The sequence below is a fragment of the Enterobacter sp. BIDMC109 genome (assembly GCF_001037885.1).
Taxonomy (GTDB): domain Bacteria; phylum Pseudomonadota; class Gammaproteobacteria; order Enterobacterales; family Enterobacteriaceae; genus Enterobacter; species Enterobacter hormaechei_C.
Genome location: NZ_KQ090002.1, coordinates 422,693 through 443,491 on the forward strand (window position 1 = coordinate 422,693; position 20,799 = coordinate 443,491).

23 protein-coding genes are annotated in these 20,799 nt (G+C 56.6%); 14 read left to right on the top strand and 9 right to left on the bottom strand.

What is annotated here, in order from left to right:
• Positions 1 to 41 precede the first annotated feature (41 nt).
• The 8 genes from rbfA (at position 42) to mtr (ending at position 8,659) form a co-directional block, all read left to right on the top strand.
• On the top strand, positions 42 to 446 hold the full coding sequence (gene rbfA, locus SK62_RS02060; protein ID WP_003861793.1) for a 30S ribosome-binding factor RbfA: 405 nt from the start codon (positions 42 to 44) through the stop codon (positions 444 to 446).
• Positions 446 to 1,396, top strand: a complete 951-nt coding sequence (gene truB / locus SK62_RS02065; RefSeq protein WP_017693918.1) for a tRNA pseudouridine(55) synthase TruB — start codon at positions 446 to 448, stop codon at positions 1,394 to 1,396. Before rbfA ends, truB begins: the two co-directional genes overlap by 1 nt.
• A 154-nt stretch (positions 1,397 to 1,550) precedes the next feature.
• Positions 1,551 to 1,820, top strand: coding sequence for a 30S ribosomal protein S15 (rpsO, locus tag SK62_RS02070; protein WP_003861789.1), 270 nt, complete (start codon positions 1,551 to 1,553; stop codon positions 1,818 to 1,820).
• Between the two features lie 242 nt (positions 1,821 to 2,062).
• Entirely contained in the window at positions 2,063 to 4,201 is a 2,139-nt protein-coding gene (gene pnp, locus SK62_RS02075) for a polyribonucleotide nucleotidyltransferase (RefSeq protein WP_017693919.1), read from the top strand.
• A gap of 110 nt (positions 4,202 to 4,311) precedes the next feature.
• Positions 4,312 to 5,196: a lipoprotein NlpI gene (gene nlpI / locus SK62_RS02080; RefSeq protein ID WP_003861782.1), complete on the top strand. Its 885-nt coding sequence runs from the start codon at positions 4,312 to 4,314 to the stop codon at positions 5,194 to 5,196.
• Between the two features lie 107 nt (positions 5,197 to 5,303).
• A complete protein-coding gene (gene yrbN / locus SK62_RS22760; RefSeq protein ID WP_097397692.1) occupies positions 5,304 to 5,384 on the top strand; it encodes a protein YrbN in 81 nt (26 codons plus the stop codon).
• Positions 5,377 to 7,272: a DEAD/DEAH family ATP-dependent RNA helicase gene (locus SK62_RS02085; RefSeq protein WP_048249275.1), complete on the top strand. Its 1,896-nt coding sequence runs from the start codon at positions 5,377 to 5,379 to the stop codon at positions 7,270 to 7,272. The genes yrbN and SK62_RS02085 overlap by 8 nt, the downstream gene beginning before the upstream one ends.
• A 142-nt stretch (positions 7,273 to 7,414) precedes the next feature.
• Positions 7,415 to 8,659, top strand: a complete 1,245-nt coding sequence (mtr, locus tag SK62_RS02090; protein WP_048249277.1) for a tryptophan permease — start codon at positions 7,415 to 7,417, stop codon at positions 8,657 to 8,659.
• A 98-nt stretch (positions 8,660 to 8,757) separates the two neighbouring features.
• Here mtr and SK62_RS02095 read toward each other — a convergent pair whose 3' ends face one another.
• The 3 genes from SK62_RS02095 to SK62_RS02105 form a co-directional block, all read right to left on the bottom strand.
• Positions 8,758 to 9,765, bottom strand: a complete 1,008-nt coding sequence (locus SK62_RS02095; protein WP_047719125.1) for a luciferase-like monooxygenase — start codon at positions 9,763 to 9,765, stop codon at positions 8,758 to 8,760.
• 78 nt (positions 9,766 to 9,843) lie between these two features.
• Entirely contained in the window at positions 9,844 to 10,722 is an 879-nt protein-coding gene (locus SK62_RS02100; protein WP_015571970.1) for a U32 family peptidase, read from the bottom strand.
• Positions 10,723 to 10,729: 7 nt separating this feature from the next.
• Positions 10,730 to 11,725, bottom strand: coding sequence for a ubiquinone anaerobic biosynthesis protein UbiU (locus tag SK62_RS02105; RefSeq protein WP_003861773.1), 996 nt, complete (start codon positions 11,723 to 11,725; stop codon positions 10,730 to 10,732).
• A gap of 221 nt (positions 11,726 to 11,946) precedes the next feature.
• On the opposite strand from SK62_RS02105, the gene SK62_RS02110 reads away from it, so the two are divergent.
• Together SK62_RS02110 and SK62_RS02115 are read left to right on the top strand one after the other, a co-directional pair.
• Entirely contained in the window at positions 11,947 to 12,471 is a 525-nt protein-coding gene (locus tag SK62_RS02110) for a ubiquinone anaerobic biosynthesis accessory factor UbiT (RefSeq protein ID WP_003861771.1), read from the top strand.
• Complete coding sequence (locus tag SK62_RS02115; RefSeq protein ID WP_015571968.1) at positions 12,465 to 12,968, top strand: GNAT family N-acetyltransferase; 504 nt, start codon at positions 12,465 to 12,467, stop codon at positions 12,966 to 12,968. The genes SK62_RS02110 and SK62_RS02115 overlap by 7 nt, the downstream gene beginning before the upstream one ends.
• Here SK62_RS02115 and SK62_RS02120 read toward each other — a convergent pair.
• Positions 12,955 to 13,284, bottom strand: a complete 330-nt coding sequence (locus SK62_RS02120; protein WP_003861768.1) for a GIY-YIG nuclease family protein — start codon at positions 13,282 to 13,284, stop codon at positions 12,955 to 12,957. The genes SK62_RS02115 and SK62_RS02120 overlap by 14 nt on opposite strands.
• Before the next feature lie 14 nt (positions 13,285 to 13,298).
• On the opposite strand from SK62_RS02120, the gene SK62_RS02125 reads away from it, so the two are divergent.
• Positions 13,299 to 13,733 (top strand): YhbP family protein, encoded by a 435-nt coding sequence (locus tag SK62_RS02125; RefSeq protein ID WP_047365703.1) that lies wholly within the window; start codon positions 13,299 to 13,301, stop codon positions 13,731 to 13,733.
• Here SK62_RS02125 and SK62_RS02130 read toward each other — a convergent pair.
• Positions 13,713 to 14,231: a type 1 glutamine amidotransferase domain-containing protein gene (locus tag SK62_RS02130; RefSeq protein WP_015571965.1), complete on the bottom strand. Its 519-nt coding sequence runs from the start codon at positions 14,229 to 14,231 to the stop codon at positions 13,713 to 13,715. The two genes, SK62_RS02125 and SK62_RS02130, sit on opposite strands and share 21 nt — an antisense overlap.
• Positions 14,232 to 14,359: 128 nt before the next feature.
• Here SK62_RS02130 and SK62_RS02135 point away from each other — a divergent pair, with 128 nt between their 5' ends.
• Both SK62_RS02135 and SK62_RS02140 read left to right on the top strand, forming a co-directional pair.
• Positions 14,360 to 15,004 carry an NAD(P)H-binding protein gene (locus tag SK62_RS02135; protein WP_023295493.1) on the top strand — a complete coding sequence of 215 codons (645 nt, stop codon included), beginning with the start codon at positions 14,360 to 14,362 and terminating at the stop codon, positions 15,002 to 15,004.
• Positions 15,005 to 15,044: 40 nt separating this feature from the next.
• Complete coding sequence (locus SK62_RS02140) at positions 15,045 to 16,082, top strand: permease (RefSeq protein ID WP_032669103.1); 1,038 nt, start codon at positions 15,045 to 15,047, stop codon at positions 16,080 to 16,082.
• A gap of 50 nt (positions 16,083 to 16,132) precedes the next feature.
• Here SK62_RS02140 and dolP read toward each other — a convergent pair whose 3' ends face one another.
• The 4 genes from dolP to SK62_RS02160 are packed head-to-tail and all read right to left on the bottom strand — an operon-like array spanning position 16,133 to position 19,821.
• On the bottom strand, positions 16,133 to 16,708 hold the full coding sequence (dolP, locus tag SK62_RS02145; RefSeq protein WP_006812102.1) for a division/outer membrane stress-associated lipid-binding lipoprotein: 576 nt from the start codon (positions 16,706 to 16,708) through the stop codon (positions 16,133 to 16,135).
• 9 nt (positions 16,709 to 16,717) lie between these two features.
• Positions 16,718 to 17,308 carry a DnaA initiator-associating protein DiaA gene (diaA, locus tag SK62_RS22765; protein ID WP_003861754.1) on the bottom strand — a complete coding sequence of 197 codons (591 nt, stop codon included), beginning with the start codon at positions 17,306 to 17,308 and terminating at the stop codon, positions 16,718 to 16,720.
• Positions 17,309 to 17,329: 21 nt separating this feature from the next.
• Positions 17,330 to 17,725: a YraN family protein gene (locus SK62_RS22770; protein ID WP_017382447.1), complete on the bottom strand. Its 396-nt coding sequence runs from the start codon at positions 17,723 to 17,725 to the stop codon at positions 17,330 to 17,332.
• Positions 17,683 to 19,821, bottom strand: coding sequence for a penicillin-binding protein activator (locus SK62_RS02160; RefSeq protein ID WP_047719124.1), 2,139 nt, complete (start codon positions 19,819 to 19,821; stop codon positions 17,683 to 17,685). The genes SK62_RS22770 and SK62_RS02160 overlap by 43 nt, the downstream gene beginning before the upstream one ends.
• 61 nt (positions 19,822 to 19,882) lie before the next feature.
• On the opposite strand from SK62_RS02160, the gene rsmI reads away from it, so the two are divergent.
• On the top strand, positions 19,883 to 20,746 hold the full coding sequence (rsmI, locus tag SK62_RS02165) for a 16S rRNA (cytidine(1402)-2'-O)-methyltransferase (protein ID WP_047719122.1): 864 nt from the start codon (positions 19,883 to 19,885) through the stop codon (positions 20,744 to 20,746).
• Positions 20,747 to 20,799 lie beyond the last annotated feature (53 nt).

Genomic DNA, 20,799 nt, shown 5'->3' on the forward strand with positions numbered 1-20,799 from the left:
AAAAAGGGGCTTAAGCCCCTTTTTTGTCTGGAGAATTTATTATGGCGAAAGAATTTGGTCGCCCACAGCGCGTCGCGCAGGAGATGCAGAAAGAGATCGCTCTCATTCTGCAACGTGAAATCAAAGATCCACGCGTGGGTATGATGACCACCGTGTCTGGCGTGGAAATGTCCCGCGACCTGGCGTACGCCAAAGTGTTTGTTACTTTCCTGAATGACCAGGATGAAGACGCCGTGAAGAACGGCATTAAAGCGTTGCAGGAAGCCTCTGGTTTCATCCGCTCTCTGCTTGGCAAAGCAATGCGCCTGCGTATCGTGCCAGAGCTGACCTTCTTCTACGACAACTCGCTGGTTGAAGGTATGCGTATGTCCAACCTGGTGACCAGCGTGGTGAAACATGACGATGAGCGTCGTGTTAACCCGGCGGACGACAGCAAGGAGGACTGATGAGTCGTCCTCGTCGTCGCGGTCGTGACGTGCATGGCGTGCTGTTGCTGGATAAACCACAGGGCGCATCCAGCAACGACGTACTGCAAAAAGTGAAGCGTATTTATAACGCCAACCGTGCAGGGCACACTGGCGCGCTGGATCCGCTGGCAACCGGCATGCTGCCGATCTGCCTGGGGGAAGCGACAAAGTTTTCCCAGTACCTGCTGGATTCGGATAAGCGCTACCGCGTGATTGCCAAACTGGGCCAGCGCACGGATACCTCTGATGCAGATGGCCTGGTGGTGGAAGAGCGCCCGGTGACCTTCAGCGCGGAGCAACTTGATGCGGCGCTGGACAGCTTCCGTGGTGATACGCTACAGGTGCCGTCGATGTATTCGGCGCTGAAATATCAGGGCAAAAAGCTCTACGAATATGCGCGTCAGGGCATTGAGGTTCCGCGTGAAGCTCGTCCGATTACCGTGTATGAGTTGCTGTTCATTCGCCACGAAGGTGATGAACTCGAGCTGGAAGTACACTGTTCGAAAGGGACCTATATCCGCACCATCATTGATGACCTCGGTGAAAAGCTGGGCTGCGGCGCGCATGTGATTTATCTGCGTCGTCTGGCGGTCAGCAAATATCCGGTCGAACGCATGGTGACGCTTGAGCATCTGCACGCCCTGGTTGAGCAGGCGCAAGCGCAGGGCGTTGCGCCAGCCGATCTGCTGGACCCGCTGCTGATGCCAATGGACAGTCCGGCAGTGGACTTCCCGGTTGTTAATCTTCCTTTAACATCGTCCGTTTACTTTAAGAACGGAAACCCGGTTCGCACATCGGGGGCGCCGCTTGAGGGCCTGGTACGCGTGACGGAAGGTGACGAAGGGAAATTCATCGGTATGGGCGAAATGGACGGCGAAGGGCGTGTGGCGCCGCGTCGTCTGGTCGTCGAATATCCGGTCGAAGCGTGACGGTGATAACGCCTCACCTTGCGATAAGCAGGGGAGACGAGTAGAATATCGCCGCTTAACGCCTGGTAAATTGTTTAACAATCTGCGGGGCGTACATGGGATAGCTGAATTAGAGATCGGCATCCTTACATTCTTTATACTTTGGAGTTTGAAAATGTCTCTAAGCGTTGAAGCTAAAGCTAAAATCGTTTCTGAGTTTGGTCGTGGTACTAACGACAGCGGTTCTACCGAAGTTCAGGTTGCACTGCTGACTGCACAGATTAACCACCTGCAAGGTCACTTTGCAGAGCACAAAAAAGATCACCACAGCCGTCGTGGTCTGCTGCGTATGGTTTCTCAGCGTCGTAAACTGCTCGACTACCTGAAGCGTAAAGATGTTGCACGCTACACCGCGCTGATCGAGCGTCTGGGCCTGCGTCGCTAATTCTTGCGAGTTTCAGAAAAGGGGGCCTGATGGCCCCTTTTTTCAACCAGACGGCAGCAATTCAATGGAAACTATTGTATTGTTGCTATAAATGATCTTCATTGCAGAGGTTCGCGCGGCTAATGAGAGGCTTCACCCATGGGGGTGTCGGTTGTCATTAGTCGCGAGGATGCGAAGAAGGTCGGGTTAAATCGTCAGCACACCTGAGGTGTGCTTTCAAACATTTAAGAAAGGACAGAATTTTGCTGAATCCGATCGTTCGTAAATTCCAGTATGGTCAGCATACCGTCACGCTGGAAACCGGCATGATGGCGCGTCAGGCTACTGCTGCCGTTATGGTAAGCATGGATGACACTGCTGTATTCGTTACCGTAGTTGGCCAGAAAAAAGCTAAACCAGGTCAGGACTTCTTCCCACTGACCGTTAACTACCAGGAGCGTACCTACGCTGCCGGTAAAATCCCGGGTGGCTTCTTCCGTCGTGAAGGCCGTCCAAGCGAAGGCGAAACCCTGATCGCGCGTCTGATTGACCGCCCGGTTCGTCCGCTGTTCCCGGAAGGCTTCGTAAACGAAGTTCAGGTTATTGCGACCGTTGTTTCCGTTAACCCACAGGTTAACCCGGACATCGTTGCTATGATCGGCGCATCTGCGGCCCTGTCACTGTCTGGTATTCCATTCAATGGCCCAATCGGTTCCGCGCGCGTTGGCTACATCAACGACCAGTACGTACTGAACCCAACTCAGGAAGAGCTGAAAGAGAGTAAGCTGGACCTGGTTGTTGCCGGTACTGAAGCAGCGGTTCTGATGGTTGAATCCGAAGCTGAACTGCTGAGCGAAGATCAGATGCTGGGCGCTGTGGTATTTGGCCACGAGCAGCAGCAGATCGTTATTCAGAACATCAACGACCTGGTGAAAGAAGCCGGTAAACCACGTTGGGACTGGCAGCCAGAAGCGGTGAACGAGGCGCTGAACGCACGCGTTGCTGCACTGGCAGAATCTCGTCTGAGCGACGCATACCGCATCACCGACAAACAGGAGCGCTATGCTCAGGTTGATGTGATCAAATCTGAAGTGACCGCGACCCTGGTTGCCGAAGACGAAACGCTGGACGCTAACGAGATTGGCGAAATCCTGCACGCCATCGAGAAAAACGTTGTTCGTAGCCGCGTCCTGGCAGGCGAGCCGCGTATCGATGGCCGTGAAAAAGACATGATCCGTGGTCTGGACGTGCGTACTGGCGTACTGCCACGTACTCACGGTTCTGCGCTGTTCACCCGTGGTGAAACGCAGGCGCTGGTAACCGCGACCCTGGGTACCGCACGTGACGCACAGATCATCGACGAACTGATGGGCGAGCGTACTGACAGCTTCCTGTTCCACTACAACTTCCCTCCGTACTCTGTGGGCGAAACCGGTATGGTTGGCTCACCGAAGCGTCGTGAAATTGGTCACGGTCGTCTGGCGAAGCGCGGCGTGCTGGCAGTGATGCCAGAAGCAGACAAATTCCCGTACACCGTACGTGTGGTGTCTGAAATCACCGAATCCAACGGTTCCTCTTCTATGGCTTCCGTGTGTGGTGCCTCTCTGGCGCTGATGGATGCAGGCGTGCCAATTAAAGCCGCCGTTGCAGGTATCGCAATGGGTCTGGTGAAAGAGGGCGACAACTACGTTGTTCTGTCTGACATTCTGGGCGACGAAGACCACCTGGGCGATATGGACTTCAAAGTAGCGGGTTCCCGTGACGGTATCTCTGCCTTGCAGATGGATATCAAAATTGAAGGTATCACCAAAGAGATCATGCAGGTTGCTCTGAACCAGGCTAAAGGTGCGCGTCTGCACATCCTGGGCGTGATGGAACAGGCGATTAATGCGCCGCGTGGTGATATTTCTCAGTTCGCTCCACGTATCCACACCATCAAGATCAATCCAGACAAGATCAAAGATGTTATCGGTAAGGGCGGTTCTGTTATCCGTGCACTGACCGAAGAAACGGGCACCACCATCGAAATCGAAGATGACGGTACTGTGAAAATCGCAGCAACCGACGGCGAGAAAGCGAAATACGCTATCCGTCGTATCGAAGAGATCACGGCAGAAATCGAAGTGGGCCGTATCTACAATGGTAAAGTGACCCGTATCGTTGACTTTGGCGCATTCGTTGCCATCGGTGGCGGTAAAGAAGGTCTGGTACACATCTCTCAGATCGCTGACAAGCGCGTTGAGAAAGTGACCGATTACCTGCAAATGGGTCAGGAAGTACCGGTGAAAGTTCTGGAAGTTGACCGCCAGGGCCGTATCCGTCTGAGCATTAAAGAAGCAACCGAGCAGTCTCAGCCTGCTGCGGCGCCGGAAGCTCCGGCTGCTGAACAGCAAGGCGAGTAAGGTTGCCATTTGCCCTCCGCGCAGGTGGAGGGCTTATTATCAGGCAGGACGCCTTGTTAAGCCGCCGGGGGACAGGACGTTCATCCAATAGTTGTCTTCGGGAGTGGGAAATGAAGCCTTTTTTGCGCTGGTGTTTCGTTGCGACAGCTTTAACGCTGGCAGGATGCAGCAACTCTGCCTGGCGTAAGAGCGAAGTCCTCGCAGTGCCATTGCAACCGACTTTGCAGCAGGAAGTCATTCTGGCACGCATGGAACAAATACTTGCCAGTCGGGCTTTAACCGATGACGAACGCGCACAGCTTTTATATGAGCGCGGAGTGTTGTATGATAGTCTCGGTCTGAGGGCACTGGCGCGAAATGATTTTTCACAAGCGCTGGCGATTCGACCTGATATGCCTGAAGTATTCAATTACTTAGGCATTTATTTAACGCAGGCAGGCAATTTTGATGCTGCCTATGAAGCGTTTGATTCTGTACTTGAGCTTGATCCAACTTACAACTACGCGCACTTGAATCGCGGTATCGCATTGTATTACGGCGGTCGTGATAAGTTAGCGCAAGATGATCTGCTGGCGTTTTATCAAGACGATCCTAATGATCCTTTCCGCAGCCTGTGGCTTTACATCGTTGAGCAGAAGCTCGATGAGAAGCAGGCCAAAGAAGCACTGAAACAGCGCTTCGAGAAATCGGACAAGGAACAGTGGGGATGGAACATTGTCGAGTTCTACCTGGGCAACATTAGCGAAGCAACGCTGATGGAACGCCTCAAGGCGGACGCAACGGATAACACCTCGCTCGCTGAGCATCTCAGTGAAACCAACTTCTATTTAGGTAAGTACTACCTAAGTCTGGGGGATATGGACAGCGCTACGGCACTGTTCAAATTAGCGGTTGCTAACAACGTACATAACTTCGTTGAGCACCGTTATGCATTGTTGGAATTATCGCTCTTGGGCCAGGAGCAAGACGACCTGGCAGAATCGGACCAGCAATAGCTGACGACATAAACATCAGCCCGTAATCTTTTGATTGCCATCACCTTCACTGGTGAGGGCGTTGTTGTTCGTCAATACACCTAATTTGAGCCGGTTCACACTTTTCAATGAAAATTGCTAATCATTTTCACGATGAGCTAAGTAGACTGGCCGCCATTAATATCGAGGCACTTGTACTACATGGCTGAATTCGAAACCACTTTTGCAGATCTGGGCCTGAAGGCTCCTATCCTTGAAGCCCTTAACGATCTGGGTTACGAAAAACCATCTCCGATCCAGGCTGAGTGTATCCCACACCTGCTTTCTGGTCGTGACGTGCTGGGCATGGCCCAGACTGGTAGCGGTAAAACCGCAGCATTCTCGCTGCCGCTGCTGAACAACATTGATCCGGACCTGCGCGCGCCGCAGATCCTCGTCCTGGCTCCAACCCGTGAACTGGCTGTTCAGGTTGCTGAAGCCATGACGGAATTCTCTAAACATATGCGCGGCGTAAACGTGGTAGCCCTGTACGGCGGCCAGCGTTATGACGTGCAGTTACGCGCCCTGCGCCAGGGTCCACAGATTGTTGTCGGTACGCCGGGCCGTCTGCTGGATCACCTGAAGCGCGGTACCCTGGACCTCTCTAAACTGAGCGGTCTGGTACTGGACGAAGCCGATGAAATGCTGCGTATGGGCTTCATCGAAGACGTAGAAACCATCATGGCGCAGATCCCGGAAGGTCATCAGACCGCTCTGTTCTCTGCAACTATGCCAGAAGCGATCCGTCGCATTACCCGCCGCTTCATGAAAGAGCCGCAGGAAGTGCGTATTCAGTCCAGCGTGACCACTCGCCCGGACATCAGCCAGAGCTACTGGTCTGTATACGGCATGCGCAAAAACGAAGCGCTGGTGCGTTTCCTGGAAGCGGAAGATTTTGATGCGGCGATTATCTTCGTTCGTACCAAAAACGCGACCCTGGAAGTGGCTGAAGCCCTGGAGCGTAGCGGCTACAACAGCGCTGCGCTGAACGGCGACATGAACCAGGCCCTGCGTGAGCAGACTCTGGAGCGTCTGAAAGACGGTCGTCTGGATATCCTGATTGCAACCGACGTGGCAGCACGTGGCCTGGACGTTGAGCGTATCAGCCTGGTTGTAAACTACGATATCCCAATGGACTCCGAGTCTTACGTTCACCGTATCGGTCGTACCGGTCGTGCGGGTCGTGCAGGCCGTGCGCTGCTGTTCGTTGAGAACCGCGAGCGTCGTCTGCTGCGTAACATTGAACGCACCATGAAGCTGACCATTCCAGAAGCCGAGCTGCCAAATGCAGAACTGCTGGGCAAACGCCGTCTGGAAAAATTCGCCGCGAAAGTACAGCAACAGCTGGAAAGCAGCGATCTGGATCAGTACCGTGCGCTGCTGTCCCAGATCCAGCCTGTCGCTGAAGGCGAAGAGCTGGACATGGAAACCCTGGCCGCAGCACTGCTGAAAATGGCGCAGGGCGAACGTAGCCTGATCGTGCCACCTGATGCGCCGATGCGTCCTAAGCGTGAGTTCCGTGACCGTGACGATCGCTTCGAACGTCGTGGCGATCGTAACGACCGTGGTCCACGCGGTGACCGTCCAGAGCGTGGTGGTGAAGACCGTCCACATCGCGAGCGTCGTGACGCTGGCGAAATGGAACTGTATCGCATTGAAGTGGGCCGTGATGATGGTGTTGAAGTTCGTCACATCGTTGGCGCGATCGCTAACGAAGGCGACATCAGCAGCCGTTACATCGGTAACATCAAGCTGTTCGGTTCCCACTCCACCATCGAGCTGCCAAAAGGCATGCCGGGCGAAGTACTGCAACACTTTACTCGCACCCGCATCCTGAACAAGCCGATGAACATGCAGCTGCTGGGCGATGCACAGCCACGTCCTGACCGTGGCGGCGAACGTCGTGGCGGTGGTCGCGGTTTCGGTGGCGAGCGTCGTGAAGGCGGTCGCAGCGAAGGTCGCGGTGGTGAAGGCCGTCGTTTCTCCGGTGAGCGCCGCGAAAACCGTGGTCCACGCCGTGAAGAAGGCGCCAGCCGTCGTCGTTTCGGTGACGCGTAAGCCTTTCGCTTCTGACGTAAAGTAAAATATACAGCCCCGATAGTTGCTATCGGGGCTTTTTTTATTCCTTTTGTACTCTTGTACTGGTACAGTGCAACACACTAAAATGCAGAACCACATTTTTCACTGGAGATAAGGCCGCATGGCAACACTAACCACCACCCAAACGTCACCTTCGCTGCTTGGCGGCGTGGTGATCATCGGCGGAACCATCATTGGTGCAGGGATGTTTTCCCTGCCTGTGGTCATGTCCGGTGCGTGGTTCTTCTGGTCGCTGGCGGCGCTGGTTTTCACCTGGTTCTGCATGCTCCATTCCGGGCAGATGATCCTTGAAGCAAACCTGAACTACCGCATTGGCTCCAGCTTCGACACCATCACCCGGGATCTGTTGGGCAAAGGCTGGAACCTGGTGAACGGGCTGTCCATCGCGTTTGTACTCTATATCCTGACCTACGCGTACATTTCAGCGAGCGGGTCGATTCTGCATCACACCTTCTCAGAGATGTCGCTGAACGTTCCGGCGCGTCTGGCGGGTCTCTGCTTCGCGCTGGGCGTGGCGTTTATCGTCTGGATGAGCACCAAAGCGGTCAGCCGCATGACGGCAATCGTGCTGGGCGCAAAGGTCATCACCTTCTTCCTGACCTTCGGCAGCCTGCTGGGGCACGTCACGCCGGCCACGCTGTTTAACGTTGCCGAAGTGAACACCTCCTACACGCCGTACCTGCTGATGACGCTGCCATTCTGTCTGGCGTCGTTCGGCTACCACGGCAACGTACCGAGCCTGATGAAGTACTACGGCAAGGATCCGCGCACCATCGTGAAATGCCTGGTTTACGGCACGCTGCTGGCGCTGGGGCTGTATGTTATCTGGCTGCTGGGGACGATGGGTAACATCCCGCGTCCGGAATTTATCGGCATTGCGCAGAAGGGCGGTAACATTGATGTGCTGGTACAGGCGCTGAGCGGCGTGCTGAACAGCCGCAGTCTGGATCTGCTTCTGGTGGTCTTCTCGAACTTTGCGGTGGCGAGCTCATTCCTCGGCGTGACGCTGGGCCTGTTTGACTACCTGGCGGATCTGTTTGGTTTTGATGACTCTGCTATGGGGCGCTTCAAAACCGCGCTGTTGACCTTCCTGCCGCCGATTGTGGGCGGCCTGCTGTGGCCGAACGGTTTCCTGTACGCCATCGGCTATGCGGGACTGGCGGCCACCATCTGGGCGGCGATTGTACCGGCGCTGCTGGCGCGCAAATCACGTAAGCGCTTCGGCAGCCCGAAATTCCGCGTCTGGGGCGGAAAACCGATGATTGCGCTGATTCTGGTATTTGGTATCGGCAACGCGGTGGTCCACGTGCTGTCGAGTTTTAATCTGTTGCCTGTGTATCAGTAAAACGTGCGGTCTGAACCCCTCACCCCGGCCCTCTCCCCATGGGAGAGGGAGAAAAGAATGTAGGCCCGGTAAGCGAAGCCACCGGGCAAAGCAAAAAACTACCCCACCAACTCCTCTTTCACCTGCATCGCTAAATCAAACGAATGCAGACGCGCCTGGTGATCGAAAATCTGGCCGTTAACCATAATCTCATCCGCCTGCGTTTCACGCAGCACCACCTCCAGCCCGTGACGCACTTTCGCCTTATCACCCACCAGCGACATACTCAGAGCCTGCTGCACGCCATACTGCTCGGAGGCTGACCACAGCTGGTGCATATTCTCTACCGGCGGTGGAAGCTGGCCCGTCTCACCGCGACGCAGCTTCACAAACGCCTGCTGCATAGAGGTAAACAGGAATTCCGCGTCGCGGTTGCTGTCGGCGGCAATGATATTGATACACACCATCGCATACGGCTTCTCCAGACGTTCAGACGGTTTGAAGTGCGTACGATAAAGATGCAGTGCCTGATGCAGCATATCCGGTGCGAAGTGGGAAGCGAACGCGAACGGCAGCCCCAGCTGAGCGGCGAGCTGCGCGCTGTACAGGCTTGAGCCTAACAGCCATACCGGGATCTTTTCCCCGTACCCCGGCACAGGTCGCACGTGTGGGTTCGGATCCCGCGCGTCAAACCAGTCCACCAGCTCGGCCACATCGCGTGGGAAGTTATCGATATCGCCGCTCATATGGCGACGCAGGGCGCGCATGGTCGGCTGGTCGCTGCCCGGCGCGCGGCCAAGCCCTAGATCAATACGGCCCGGATAAAGGGTATTCAGCGTCCCGAACTGCTCGGCAATCACCAGCGGGGCGTGGTTCGGCAGCATCACACCGCCGGAGCCCAGGTGCAGAGTGGTGGTATTCGCCGCCAGATAGCCAATCAGCACCGAGGTGGCGGCGCTGGCGATGCCCACCATATTGTGGTGCTCCGCCAGCCAGTAGCGGTGATAGCCGCGCTTTTCGGCAAGCTGAGCAAGATCGAGAGAGTGCGTGAAGGCTTCTCTGGCCGAGGAGCCTTGTGGGATCGGCGCCAGATCCAGCACCGAAAACGGAATGGTTTTGTCAGTCATAACAGCTCACTTTGTCGACGGTCAATCTTTAATACTGCATTAAAAAATGATAACCGTTGTTAACAAAGTGAGCCTTTTTTACGCCTGCAATTCCAGCCCGGCGAGACGTCGCCAGTAACCGTTGCAGTCGCTGTTTGCGGTCAACGGTAGCGGCGAGGCGCCGTTTTCATTGGCGCGGAAGGCGTCCAGCATGGCGAAAACACCGGTATCAAGCGGCGAAAGACGCACCATATCCACCAGCCCGTGCATTGACGCCAGTTCGTTGCCGAGGTTATAGACGTAACCGCTCATGGTCTGAATGCCGTTAAGAACAAACACCTGCTGGTTCTCCTGCGACAGCATACTGCGGCCGTTCGGGTACTTAATGCAGCAGGTTTCGCACTCGTCTTTCGGGCGATCTTCGGAACGTGCGGTGAAGCAGCGGGCAGAGTAGGCCAGCGGCAGATGCCCATAGCTCAGGACTTCCACTTCAAACTTGTTGCGAATGCCCAGCTCTTCGCACTGATTCAGCAGGTTGGCCAGCCAGTCGCGGGAGAGCTCTACTGGCATGCACCAGCGGGTCATCCCCTGTTTGAGCAACAGGCGCAGGGTCACCGCGTTATAGCAGTTCAGCGCATGTCCGGCGACAAACGGCAGCTTACGCTCGGCACACAGGTTTACCACGCCCAGGTCGCTCGCCTCCAGCAGGAACTCACCGTTTTCGACGTAGCGCTTCAGCTCGCCCAGTTCAGAGGACGCCTGCACCAGCGCCAGCGTCGAGAGCACCACCTGCTTGCCGCTGCCGGCCAGGTTTTTCGCCATATCCAGCCAGTCGCCCACTTTGGTGGCGCGGCGCTTGCTGCACACCGCTTCGCCGAGGTAAATCACATCGGCGCTGCTGTTAGCCGCCTGCTGGTAAAAATCTTCCAGCGTCTCTTTTGGCCAGTAGTAAAGCACCGGCCCTAATGAATATTTCATGATTATCTCACTGCCATTTACGGTGGTACGCGCCGAGCGTAGTTTGGGTGCCTTCAGACATCGCGCCGAGCGTCTCCATCCAGGCCGCTTGTGGAGCATAGTTTTGCGGGTCCGCCATGCAGCGGTCGATGGCCTGACGCCACACCTTCGCCACCTGGCTCACGTAGGCCGGGCTGCGCTGGCGGCCTTCGATTTTCACCGAGGCAATATTGGCGGCCAGCAGTTCCGGCAGCAATTCCAGCGTGTTGAGGCTGGTGGGCTCCTCCAGCGCGTGGTAGCGCTCGCCGTCCACCAGATAGCGGCCCTTACACAGTGTCGGATACCCCGCGTTTTCACCGTCCTGATAGCGGTCAATTAACACGTCATTCAGGCGCGACTCCAGTCCCTGCGGCGTTTGCTGCCAGCGAACGAAGCGGGCAGGCGAGCAGGCGCCGACGGTATTTGGCGATTCCCCGGTGAGATAGGAAGAAAGATAGCAGCGGCCTTCGGCCATGATGCACAGGCTGCCGAAGGCAAAAACCTCCAGCGGCACTGGCGTGACGCGCGCCAGTTGCTTAACCTGATGAATAGAAAGCACGCGCGGCAGCACCACGCGGGCTACGTCAAAGTGTCGATGATAAAAACGCACGGCCTCTTCATTGGTGGCCGATGCCTGAACAGAGACGTGGCGCTCAATATGCGGATAACGTTCTGCCGCATACTCAAGCATGGCGAGGTCAGCCAGGATCAGCGCATCTGCGCCCAGCTGGGCCGCCATATCCACGGCGCGCTGCCAGCGGGCATAGCCATCAGGATGGGCAAAGGTATTGATGGCGATGTGCAGTTTGCGCCGGTGCTGGTGAACGAAGTTAACGGCTTCCTGAAGCTTTTTCTCCGTAAAGTTAAGACCCGCAAAATGGCGGGCGTTGGTATCATCTTTCAGCCCGATATAGACCGCATCGGCCCCATTTTCGATGGCCGCCTTAAGCGCCGGAAGGTTTCCGGCAGGGCAGAGCAGCTCCATAATTTATCCCGATGTTGTCGATCGCAGGGATCGTAAAAAATGTTAACGAGCTGGGATTTTAATTAACCCATACGCGACAATTTTTGATTTAAGGCAGCTAATGGCGTATTGATGGCACCAATAATGAGGTATACCGGACAACGGTTTGTTGATTTACGCCGCTATCTTCTTGTCGGGATATGGCAAAATAGCAGGACTATAGCTATCAGGGAGTAAAGCTCGTGCTGGATAAACTGCGTTCACGTCTCGTACAATTTGGTCCATCAATGCTGAGCGTGCCGGTAAAACTGGCGCCGTTCGCGCTTAAACGCCAGGTGCTGGAACAGGTACTGAGCTGGCAGTTCCGCCAGGCGCTACAGGACGGTGAGCTGGAGTTTCTGGAAGGCCGCTGGTTAAAGATTGAAGTGCGCGATATCGGGTTGCGCTGGTTTACTTCCGTTGAGAACGATCGGCTGATCGTCCGTGAAACCGCCGAGGCGGATGTCAGCTTTAGCGCGGATGCCAGCGATCTGCTGATGATCGCCGCGCGCAAACAGGATCCGGACACCCTCTTCTTCCAGCGTCGTCTGGTGATTGAAGGCGACACGGAGCTCGGTCTGTACGTCAAAAATTTAATGGATGCCATTGAGCTGGAGCAGATGCCGAAAGCGCTGCGTATGATGTTGATGCAAATGGCAGATTTCGTTGAGGCCGGGCTAAAAACCCCGCCGGACAGTAAACACACTTCAGTAGGTGAGCCATGCTGATTCGAGTCGAAATTGGGATTGATGCGCCGGGTATCGATGCGTTGTTACGCCGCTCTTTTGCAGGCGACGCCGAAGCCCAACTGGTTCACGATCTTCGCGAAGATGGCCTGATTACGCTGGGCCTGGTTGCCACCGACGATGAAGGGCAGGTGGTCGGCTACGTGGCCTTCAGCCCGGTGATTGTGCAGGGTGAAGAGTTACAGTGGGTCGGCATGGCGCCGCTGGCGGTGGATGAAAACTACCGTGGCCAGGGCCTGGCTCGCCAGCTGGTCTATGAAGGGCTGGATTCACTGAATGAATTTGGCTATGCCGCTGTCGTCGTTCTGGGCGATCCGGCGTTCTACGAACGTTTAGGTTTTAAGCCAGCGTCCAGATACGATCTGCGCTGCCACTGGCCGGGCACGGAAACATCTTTCCTGGTGCATCCTCTGGCGGATGATGCGCTCGACGGCGTTACCGGTCTGGTGGAGTACCACGATCATTTCAATCGTTTTTAAGCAGGCTTTCGCGTAGCGCCTCGAAAGAGCCGTCCCCGTTGACGAGACGCTCTTTCTGGCGCTTCGTCAGCTGCTTGATGCGGTATTCCAGCCTGAGCGCCAGGGATCTGTCGCCCACGGCGGCTGAAAACGCTAACTGAAGTTCACCTTTCCCCCGCAGCGCCTTCGCCCCTTTCCCCGTTTGATGTTGTAAAAAACGCCGTGCCACATCGGTAGTGATCCCGGTGTAGAGTGCGTTATCAGCGGTTCGGACAAGATAGAGAAACCAGCACACGGTAAACAGATTCAGTATGTTAAGGTGAACGCACCATAGCATGAGAGAGAGCGAAAATGGAAACACTGGCCGCCATTAACCGCTGGCTGGCAAAGCAGCATGTCGTGACCTGGTGCGTCTGTAAAGACGAGGAGATGTGGTGCGCAAATGCCTTTTATTACTACGATCCCGGGCGCGTGGCCTTTTACGTGATGAGCGAAGATAAAACGCGGCATGCGCAGATGACGGGCCAGCGGGCAAAAGTGGCGGGCACGGTAAACGGTCAGCCTAAAACCGTTGCGCTGATCCGCGGGGTCCAGTTTAAAGGCGAAATTCGTCGCCTGGAAGGTGAGGAGAGCGACGCGCAACGTAAACGCTATACGCGCCGCTTCCCGGTGGCTGCGGCGCTAAAAGCCCCGGTGTGGGAAATCCGCCTTGATGAGCTGAAATTTACCGACAACACCCTGGGCTTTGGCAAGAAGCTGCACTGGTTACGCGCCGAGCAGGCGTAGCGCTTCACGGTTAAACGCTGGCAGATCGTCCGGTGTACGGCTGGTGATCAGCTGATCGTTATCGTTCACCACTTCCTGATCGTAGAACTCGGCTCCCGCGTTTTTCAGATCGATAACGATCGGCTTCACCGCGGTGAGCTTACGCCCGCGTACCACCTCGGCGCTGATCAGCAGCTGCGGACCGTGGCAAATGGCAAATACCGGTTTACCGGTGCCGACGAAGTCACGGGTAAAGGTGACGAAACGCTCGTCTCCGCGCAGGGAATCCGGTGAATGACCGCCCGGTAACAGCAGGGCGTCGAAATCCGACGGGCTGACGTTATCAATGGATTCGTCAATGGTCACGCTGGCTTCGCCCTTATGGCCCTTCACGGTTTTACCCGCTTCTTTCTCGATGGTGACCACCTCGTGGCCCGCCTTGCGGAATGCCTCTGCTGGCGACGTAAATTCTGAATCTTCAAACTCGTCGGTAATCAAGACTGCGATTTTTTTACCCATGCTTCCTCCGTTGTTTTCGCTTCAGACTGTTTTTTTCCCGTTTGTGGTAAATACTTACCGGTAACAGACTTTTAAGTGTGGTAGAGCAGGCCCAGAACGCAAACGGACAATTCTGTAAAGGGGATAAGATGAGTCAGGTACTGATTACCGGCGCAACCGGGCTGGTGGGTGGACATCTGCTGCGGCTGCTGATCCAGGATCGGCATATCAATTATATCGCCGCCCCGACGCGTCGCCCGCTGTTGGATATCACCGGCGTCTATAACCCGCACGATCCACAGCTCACCGACGCGCTGGCGCAGGTGCAGGATCCCATTGATATCGCCTTTTGCTGCCTTGGCACCACCCGACGGGAAGCGGGCAGTAAAGAAGCCTTTGTCCATGCGGATTACACGCTGGTGGTGGATACCGCCCTGACGGCGAAAAAGCTGGGCGCAAAACATTTCCTGGTGGTCAGCGCGCACGGCGCGAACGCAGGCTCGCCGTTTTTTTACAATCAGGTGAAGGGCAAAATGGAAGAGGCGTTAATCGCTCAGAAATGGGAGCGCCTGACCATCGCGCGGCCTTCCATGCTGATGGGGCACCGTGACGAACGTCGTTTTAACGAGTCTATTTTCGCTCCGCTGTTTCGCATCCTGCCGGGTAACTGGAAGTCCATCGAGGCGCGGGATGTCGCGCTGGCGATGCTAAAAGAGGCGCTGGCTCCGTCGCAGGAGGGGGTTAATATTATCCCTTCGGCAAAACTGCGTGAAATCGCGCAGGGCGAGGCGTAAACTTCCCCGGCTTATTAAATAACACCTTCCGGGGAATGGTATGACTGGTCAGTCTTCATCTCAGGCGGCAACACCTGTTCAGTGGTGGAAGCCCGCACTCTTCTTTCTCGTGGTCATCATTGGCCTCTGGTATGTGAAATGGCTGCCGTACTACGGTAAAGCCTTCACCGCCGCCGACACCCACAGCATCGGTAAATCGATTCTCGCGCAGGCCGATTCCAGCCCGCTACGCGCGGCGTGGGATTACGCCATGGTCTATTTTCTTGCCGTCTGGAAAGCGGCGGTATTGGGCGTATTGCTGGGCTCGCTGATTCAGGTACTTATCCCGCGTAACTGGCTGGTGAAAACCCTGGGACAGCCGCGCTTGCAGGGCACGCTGCTGGGGACGATTTTCTCCCTGCCGGGCATGATGTGCTCCTGCTGCGCCGCACCGGTGGCGGCGGGTATGCGCCGACAGCGCGTGTCGATGGGCGGCGCGCTTGCCTTCTGGATGGGTAACCCCCTGCTGAACCCGGCAACGCTGGTGTTTATGGGCTTCGTTCTCGGCTGGCATTTCGCGTTTATCCGTCTGGCGGCTGGCCTGCTGACGGTGGTGCTTGTCGCTACGCTGGTGCAGCACCTGGTGAAAGACAACGAGGCCGGGCCTGCCTCCGTTGAGCTGGACGTCAGCGAGCCGCAGGGCAGTTTCTTTGCTCGCTGGGGCAAAGCGCTGTGGCAGCTTTTCTGGAGCACCATTCCGGTCTATATCCTGGCCGTACTGGTGCTGGGGGCGGCGCGCGTCTGGCTGTTCCCGCATGCGGATGGCGCTATCGACAACACGCTGATGTGGGTGATTGCGATGGCGGTGGCCGGGTGCCTGTTCGTGATCCCAACCGCGGCGGAGATCCCGATTATTCAGACCATGATGATGGCTGGTATGGGGACCGCACCGGCGCTGGCGCTGCTCATCACGCTGCCGGCGGTGAGCCTGCCGTCGCTTATCATGCTGCGTAAGTCATTCCCGGCGAAAGCGCTGTGGCTGACTGCGGGGCTGGTGGCGTTGAGCGGAGTGATTGTGGGGAGTATGGCGCTTGTGTGAAAAAAAGCCCGGTGGCGCTAGCGCTTACCGGGCCTGTAGTCAGGTGGTAATTACTTAATGTAAGTAAAGGCGGTGGTGACGTGTTTCACGCCGCTCACCCGGCTGGCGATATCCGCCGCCGCTTTCCCTTCACGTTCCGTCACCAGACCCAGCAGGAACACTTCGCCGTTCTCCGTGGTCACTTTCACGTTTGAGGATTTCACCTGGTCGGTACCCAGCAGCTGGGAACGCACTTTGGTGGTGATCCAGGTATCAGATGACGCGGTGCCGAGACCAATCGGCTGGCCCTGGCGGATCTCGTTAAACACTTCCGCCGTACCTTCCACACCCATCGCAATCTGTTTGGCGCGCGAGGCGAGTTCAGGATTTGGCGCCTGGCCTGCCAGCAGCACTTTGCCCTGATAAGCCGTCACGTTGATGCGTGCTTCCTTCTTGATCTGCTCGTCTTTCGACAGCGCACTGTTTACGCGCAGCTCAAGCGTACCATCATCCACCTGCGTCCCAACGGTACGCGGATCGGTCGCTGCTTTGGTGCCGACCGCTGCGGTGCCGACTACAGCGGCAGCGATGCATCCCTGAAGCAGTAATGCAGACATCACGACTGCAAGGGCCGATAAAACCTTCATGAGAACTCCTTAATCATCCTGGTGAGGGAAAAGCGTGTTATCGATCAGATCGCATAAGCAGTTCACCGTGAGCATATGCATCTCCTGGATGCGGGCGCTACGGTGCGAAGGAATGCGGATCTCCACATCCTGCGGCCCCAGCAGGCCAGCCAGCTCTCCGCCGTCGTAACCGGTCAGGGCGACAATCGTCATATCCCGGGTCACGGCCGCTTCAACCGCTTTAACGATATCCCGGCTGTTACCGCGCGTGGAGATCGCCAGCAGCACGTCTCCGGCATGGCCTAAGGCGCGCACCTGCTTGGCGTAGATTTCGTCATGCAGACGATCGTTGGCAATCGCAGTTAAGACCACGTTATCGGTGTTTAGTGCAATGGCAGGTAAACTCGGGCGCTCGGTTTCGAAGCGATTGATCATGCTGGCAGCAAAATGCTGTGCGTTGGCGGCGGACGTGCCATTGCCACAACAGAGGATTTTGTTGCCGTTGAGCAGCGACTGAACCAGCGTCATCGCTGCACGCGAGATCGCGTCCGGAAGGGCTTCCGCCGCGGCAATCTGCGTTTGAATGCTTTCTGTGAAGCACACTTTAATTCGTTCGAGCACGGTATCCCTTTAAAATCTTATTTATGCGTCTTCGCCAAACGCGTTTTTAAGCCAGTCGATCGCATTTCCGGTGAAGGCTACCACATCGAAACGGCAATCCACAGTATCAAAACTCCCATTATGGCGGGCAAGCCACAAGTGGGCAGTCTGTAATAATTTTTGTTGTTTGGCGAGCGTCACGCTGGCGGCAGCACCGCCAAAACGGGACGACTGTCGGAAGCGAACTTCAACAAACACGATGGTCTGACCGTCTTTCATGATCAGGTCAATCTCGCCGCCGCGCCCGCGAACGTTGGCGGCGACAAAGCGCAGTCCTTTGCCTTCAAGCCAGCGACGCGCCTTTAACTCCCACGCGTCGCCGGTCTGTTTACGGCTTAACTGGCCGGGACAATCTGCCCCTGCTGGTATTTGAGCCATGATAACTTCCTGTTAATCACACAATCCTGATCGGCGGTCAGATCGCCGGTATTCCCGTTAAGCTCGAAGCCCGGTACCTGACGCATCTGGGTGAAGTGGTTTGCCAGCGCCCAGGCATCGACGCCCATCGCGTACAGACGCGCCAGGGAATAGTCATTGCGCACCGCGCCCAGCGCCTGCTGCATCAACTGCGGGTTGCTGCCTGCCAGCATGGGGATCTCGCTGTATTGCAGTCCTTCCATTTCCAGACGGAAATCCGGGCCTGCGGTACCCTGTGCGCTGCGTGAGCTGGCGTAGAGCGTTGCACCGCTCTGGCTGCCGTTACGCATGGCGATCATCGGTTTGATAAAGGCGATCTCTTCCGGCGTAGCGACGATGTACGCCGAATCCACTTTACCGCCGCCGCTGATTTGCGCGTCGGTAGGTGGTGCCGGGATCGTCAGACCGCCGATGGTGACGCTCTGCTGCTGCGGCAGGCTGGCGGATACCGGGCTACCGTTGAGGGCAATACCTGCCCCGCCGTTCACGCCCGCTCTCAGTTCGGAAGCTGAGCCAAATTTCTGCTGCAACACCACGCCACCGCCAAGGGTCTGCCACTCTTGCGCAAACGCGTTGGCAACGCGATCGCCCAGCGTGCTGCGTGGGATCAGCAGCAGCGGCGCCTGCTTGCCCTGCTCGTGAATATGGCGGGCCGCATCGCGGGCTTCATCCTCCGGAGAGAGGGCGAAGTAACAGATATTGGCGCGGTTCTGAACCTGCTCAGGCTGGTTAAGCGCCAGCACGTTCAGCGTGGTGTTGCTCTTCATCAGCGCTTCCACGTTGTTTTTCAACAGCGGGCCGACAACGATGCTGGCCCCGTCCTGCTGAACCTGCGCCAGCACCTGGTCAAGCGGCTGGGCGCTGGTGTCGTAGATTTTCAACTCTGCACCAGGGTTAGCGCTGGTGGTGACCACAGCCTGCGGCTGGGCTGCTGGCTGCTGTTCCGGCTGCGCGGTTTGCGGCTGAGGTTGTTCTGCCGTCGCGGGCGCCGGTGTTTCAGCCGGGGCCTGTGTTGCCGCAGGCGCTGGGGTAGCAGGCTGCGTCGTTGGGGCAGTAACCGGATTCTGCATGGTGCCCTGCGCAGGGGTTTGCGCGGTGGTCAGGTCGCTGGTTTCGGCGGCGGACGGGCTGACAACGTCATTCACATTCGCCGCCTGTGCAGCCTGCGCCGGAACCGCGCTGCCGCTGACGGCGGTGGTGCCGTTTTTCGCGGCTTCAAAACCTTGCTGAATGGCGCGACCAAACACCGCAGCCTGACCGTTTAACGGCAGCAGCAGGGCAATTTTGCTGGTGGAGGCGGGCTTAAAGTTTTGCACGTTCACCAGCTGCGTTGGCAGCATTTTCGCTCCCGGGTTTTGCGGGTAACGCTTTTGCCAGTCGGTAATGCCGGCTTTCAGCATGTTCGGATCGCTGCGGTTGTTGAACCACATCTGTTGCAGATCCAGCCAGCCTTGCAGGACATTTTCATCGGCGTTGATTACCAGCGCCTTGGCCTGATCCTGGGTCATGGAGGCGAGCGCCTGCCAGGTTGCGTCAATATTTTTTTGCTTGTCCGCACCCGCGAGCAGAGGCTCCTGGGCAATCAGCGCGCGGAGTAGCGTCAGGGAAGGGCGACCCTGCTCAGCGGTGATACCGGCCTGCCAGAAACGGGCCTGCTGGTTTTTATCCAGCGTGCTGAGATCGATGGTGCCGAGGATCTTCTTCGCGCCGTCGTAATCTTTTTGCGCGACCTTCAGTTCTGCCGACAGCAGCGTCTGCTCATGGCGCTGAGTGTCGTTAAGATCCTGCGGCAGCTGGCTGAACAGCTCGGCGGCCTGCTGGTTTTTCCCTTCTTTCAGCAGTGCACGAATGGCGAGTAATTGCCAGTTGATCCTGGTATCATTTGTACTCTGCGACATTTGTTGCAGATAAAAGCCAGAATCAGCCTGAGCGGATCCCTGCATATGAGCAGTGCTCTGGTCAGGTGCCTGGGTGCCGCAGCCGGTAAAGATCAGGGCTGCCAGCAGGAGGGGCACGCTGTGCGCGGCTTTTTTTCGAAGAAACGTTAACGGTACCATACTGTATCCAGTGATTTTTTTACGCAATGCTCAATATTAAATCGGCAATACGGACGAAACAATGAAACAACACGAAACGGCAGATAATTCTCAAGGCCAGCTTTATATTGTACCTACTCCTATCGGGAATTTGTCTGATATTACCCAACGTGCGCTCACCGTATTGCAAGCTGTTGATTTAATTGCGGCTGAAGACACCCGTCATACCGGTTTACTGCTACAACACTTTGCCATCAACGCCCGTTTGTTTGCCCTGCACGATCACAATGAGCAACAAAAAGCCGAAACGCTGGTGGCGAAGCTTAAAGAAGGGCAGAACATCGCGCTGGTCTCCGATGCGGGAACGCCGCTGATCAACGATCCGGGCTACCATCTGGTACGCACCTGCCGGGAAGCAGGCATCCGCGTTGTGCCGCTGCCGGGGCCGTGCGCGGCGATTGCGGCGTTAAGCGCTGCGGGTCTGCCGTCCGATCGTTTCTGCTACGAAGGCTTCCTGCCTGCTAAATCCAAAGGCCGTCGCGATGTGTTAAAGGATCTGGAAGCTGAACCGCGTACGTTGATCTTCTACGAATCAACCCACCGTCTGCTGGAAAGCCTGGAAGATATGGTGACCGTCTGGGGCGAAGCCCGCTATGTGGTGCTGGCGCGCGAGCTGACCAAAACGTGGGAAACTATTCACGGTGCGCCGATTGGCGAACTGCTGGCGTGGGTGAAAGAGGATGAAAACCGCCGCAAGGGCGAAATGGTGCTGATTGTTGAAGGCCACAAAGCGCAGGAATACGCTCTGCCTGCCGATGCGCTGCGTACGCTGGTCCTGCTACAGGTTGAACTCCCCCTGAAAAAAGCGGCGGCGCTGGCGGCGGAGATCCACGGCGTGAAGAAAAATGCGCTGTATAAATATGCGCTGGAGCAGCAGGGGGAGTAAGACCCTGCCGCCTGTTTTGCCGGGTGGCGGCTTCGCCTTACCCGGCCTACACC

Coding starts and splice junctions, on each gene's coding strand:
- rbfA (WP_003861793.1), top strand. CDS start 42: ATGGCGAAAGAATTTGGTCGCCCACAGCGCGTCGCGCAGGAGATGCAG.
- truB (WP_017693918.1), top strand. CDS start 446: ATGAGTCGTCCTCGTCGTCGCGGTCGTGACGTGCATGGCGTGCTGTTG.
- rpsO (WP_003861789.1), top strand. CDS start 1,551: ATGTCTCTAAGCGTTGAAGCTAAAGCTAAAATCGTTTCTGAGTTTGGT.
- nlpI (WP_003861782.1), top strand. CDS start 4,312: ATGAAGCCTTTTTTGCGCTGGTGTTTCGTTGCGACAGCTTTAACGCTG.
- yrbN (WP_097397692.1), top strand. CDS start 5,304: ATGAAAATTGCTAATCATTTTCACGATGAGCTAAGTAGACTGGCCGCC.
- SK62_RS02085 (WP_048249275.1), top strand. CDS start 5,377: ATGGCTGAATTCGAAACCACTTTTGCAGATCTGGGCCTGAAGGCTCCT.
- mtr (WP_048249277.1), top strand. CDS start 7,415: ATGGCAACACTAACCACCACCCAAACGTCACCTTCGCTGCTTGGCGGC.
- SK62_RS02095 (WP_047719125.1), bottom strand. CDS start 9,765: ATGACTGACAAAACCATTCCGTTTTCGGTGCTGGATCTGGCGCCGATC.
- SK62_RS02100 (WP_015571970.1), bottom strand. CDS start 10,722: ATGAAATATTCATTAGGGCCGGTGCTTTACTACTGGCCAAAAGAGACG.
- SK62_RS02105 (WP_003861773.1), bottom strand. CDS start 11,725: ATGGAGCTGCTCTGCCCTGCCGGAAACCTTCCGGCGCTTAAGGCGGCC.
- SK62_RS02115 (WP_015571968.1), top strand. CDS start 12,465: ATGCTGATTCGAGTCGAAATTGGGATTGATGCGCCGGGTATCGATGCG.
- SK62_RS02120 (WP_003861768.1), bottom strand. CDS start 13,284: ATGCTATGGTGCGTTCACCTTAACATACTGAATCTGTTTACCGTGTGC.
- SK62_RS02125 (WP_047365703.1), top strand. CDS start 13,299: ATGGAAACACTGGCCGCCATTAACCGCTGGCTGGCAAAGCAGCATGTC.
- SK62_RS02130 (WP_015571965.1), bottom strand. CDS start 14,231: ATGGGTAAAAAAATCGCAGTCTTGATTACCGACGAGTTTGAAGATTCA.
- SK62_RS02135 (WP_023295493.1), top strand. CDS start 14,360: ATGAGTCAGGTACTGATTACCGGCGCAACCGGGCTGGTGGGTGGACAT.
- SK62_RS02140 (WP_032669103.1), top strand. CDS start 15,045: ATGACTGGTCAGTCTTCATCTCAGGCGGCAACACCTGTTCAGTGGTGG.
- dolP (WP_006812102.1), bottom strand. CDS start 16,708: ATGAAGGTTTTATCGGCCCTTGCAGTCGTGATGTCTGCATTACTGCTT.
- SK62_RS22770 (WP_017382447.1), bottom strand. CDS start 17,725: ATGGCTCAAATACCAGCAGGGGCAGATTGTCCCGGCCAGTTAAGCCGT.
- SK62_RS02160 (WP_047719124.1), bottom strand. CDS start 19,821: ATGGTACCGTTAACGTTTCTTCGAAAAAAAGCCGCGCACAGCGTGCCC.
- rsmI (WP_047719122.1), top strand. CDS start 19,883: ATGAAACAACACGAAACGGCAGATAATTCTCAAGGCCAGCTTTATATT.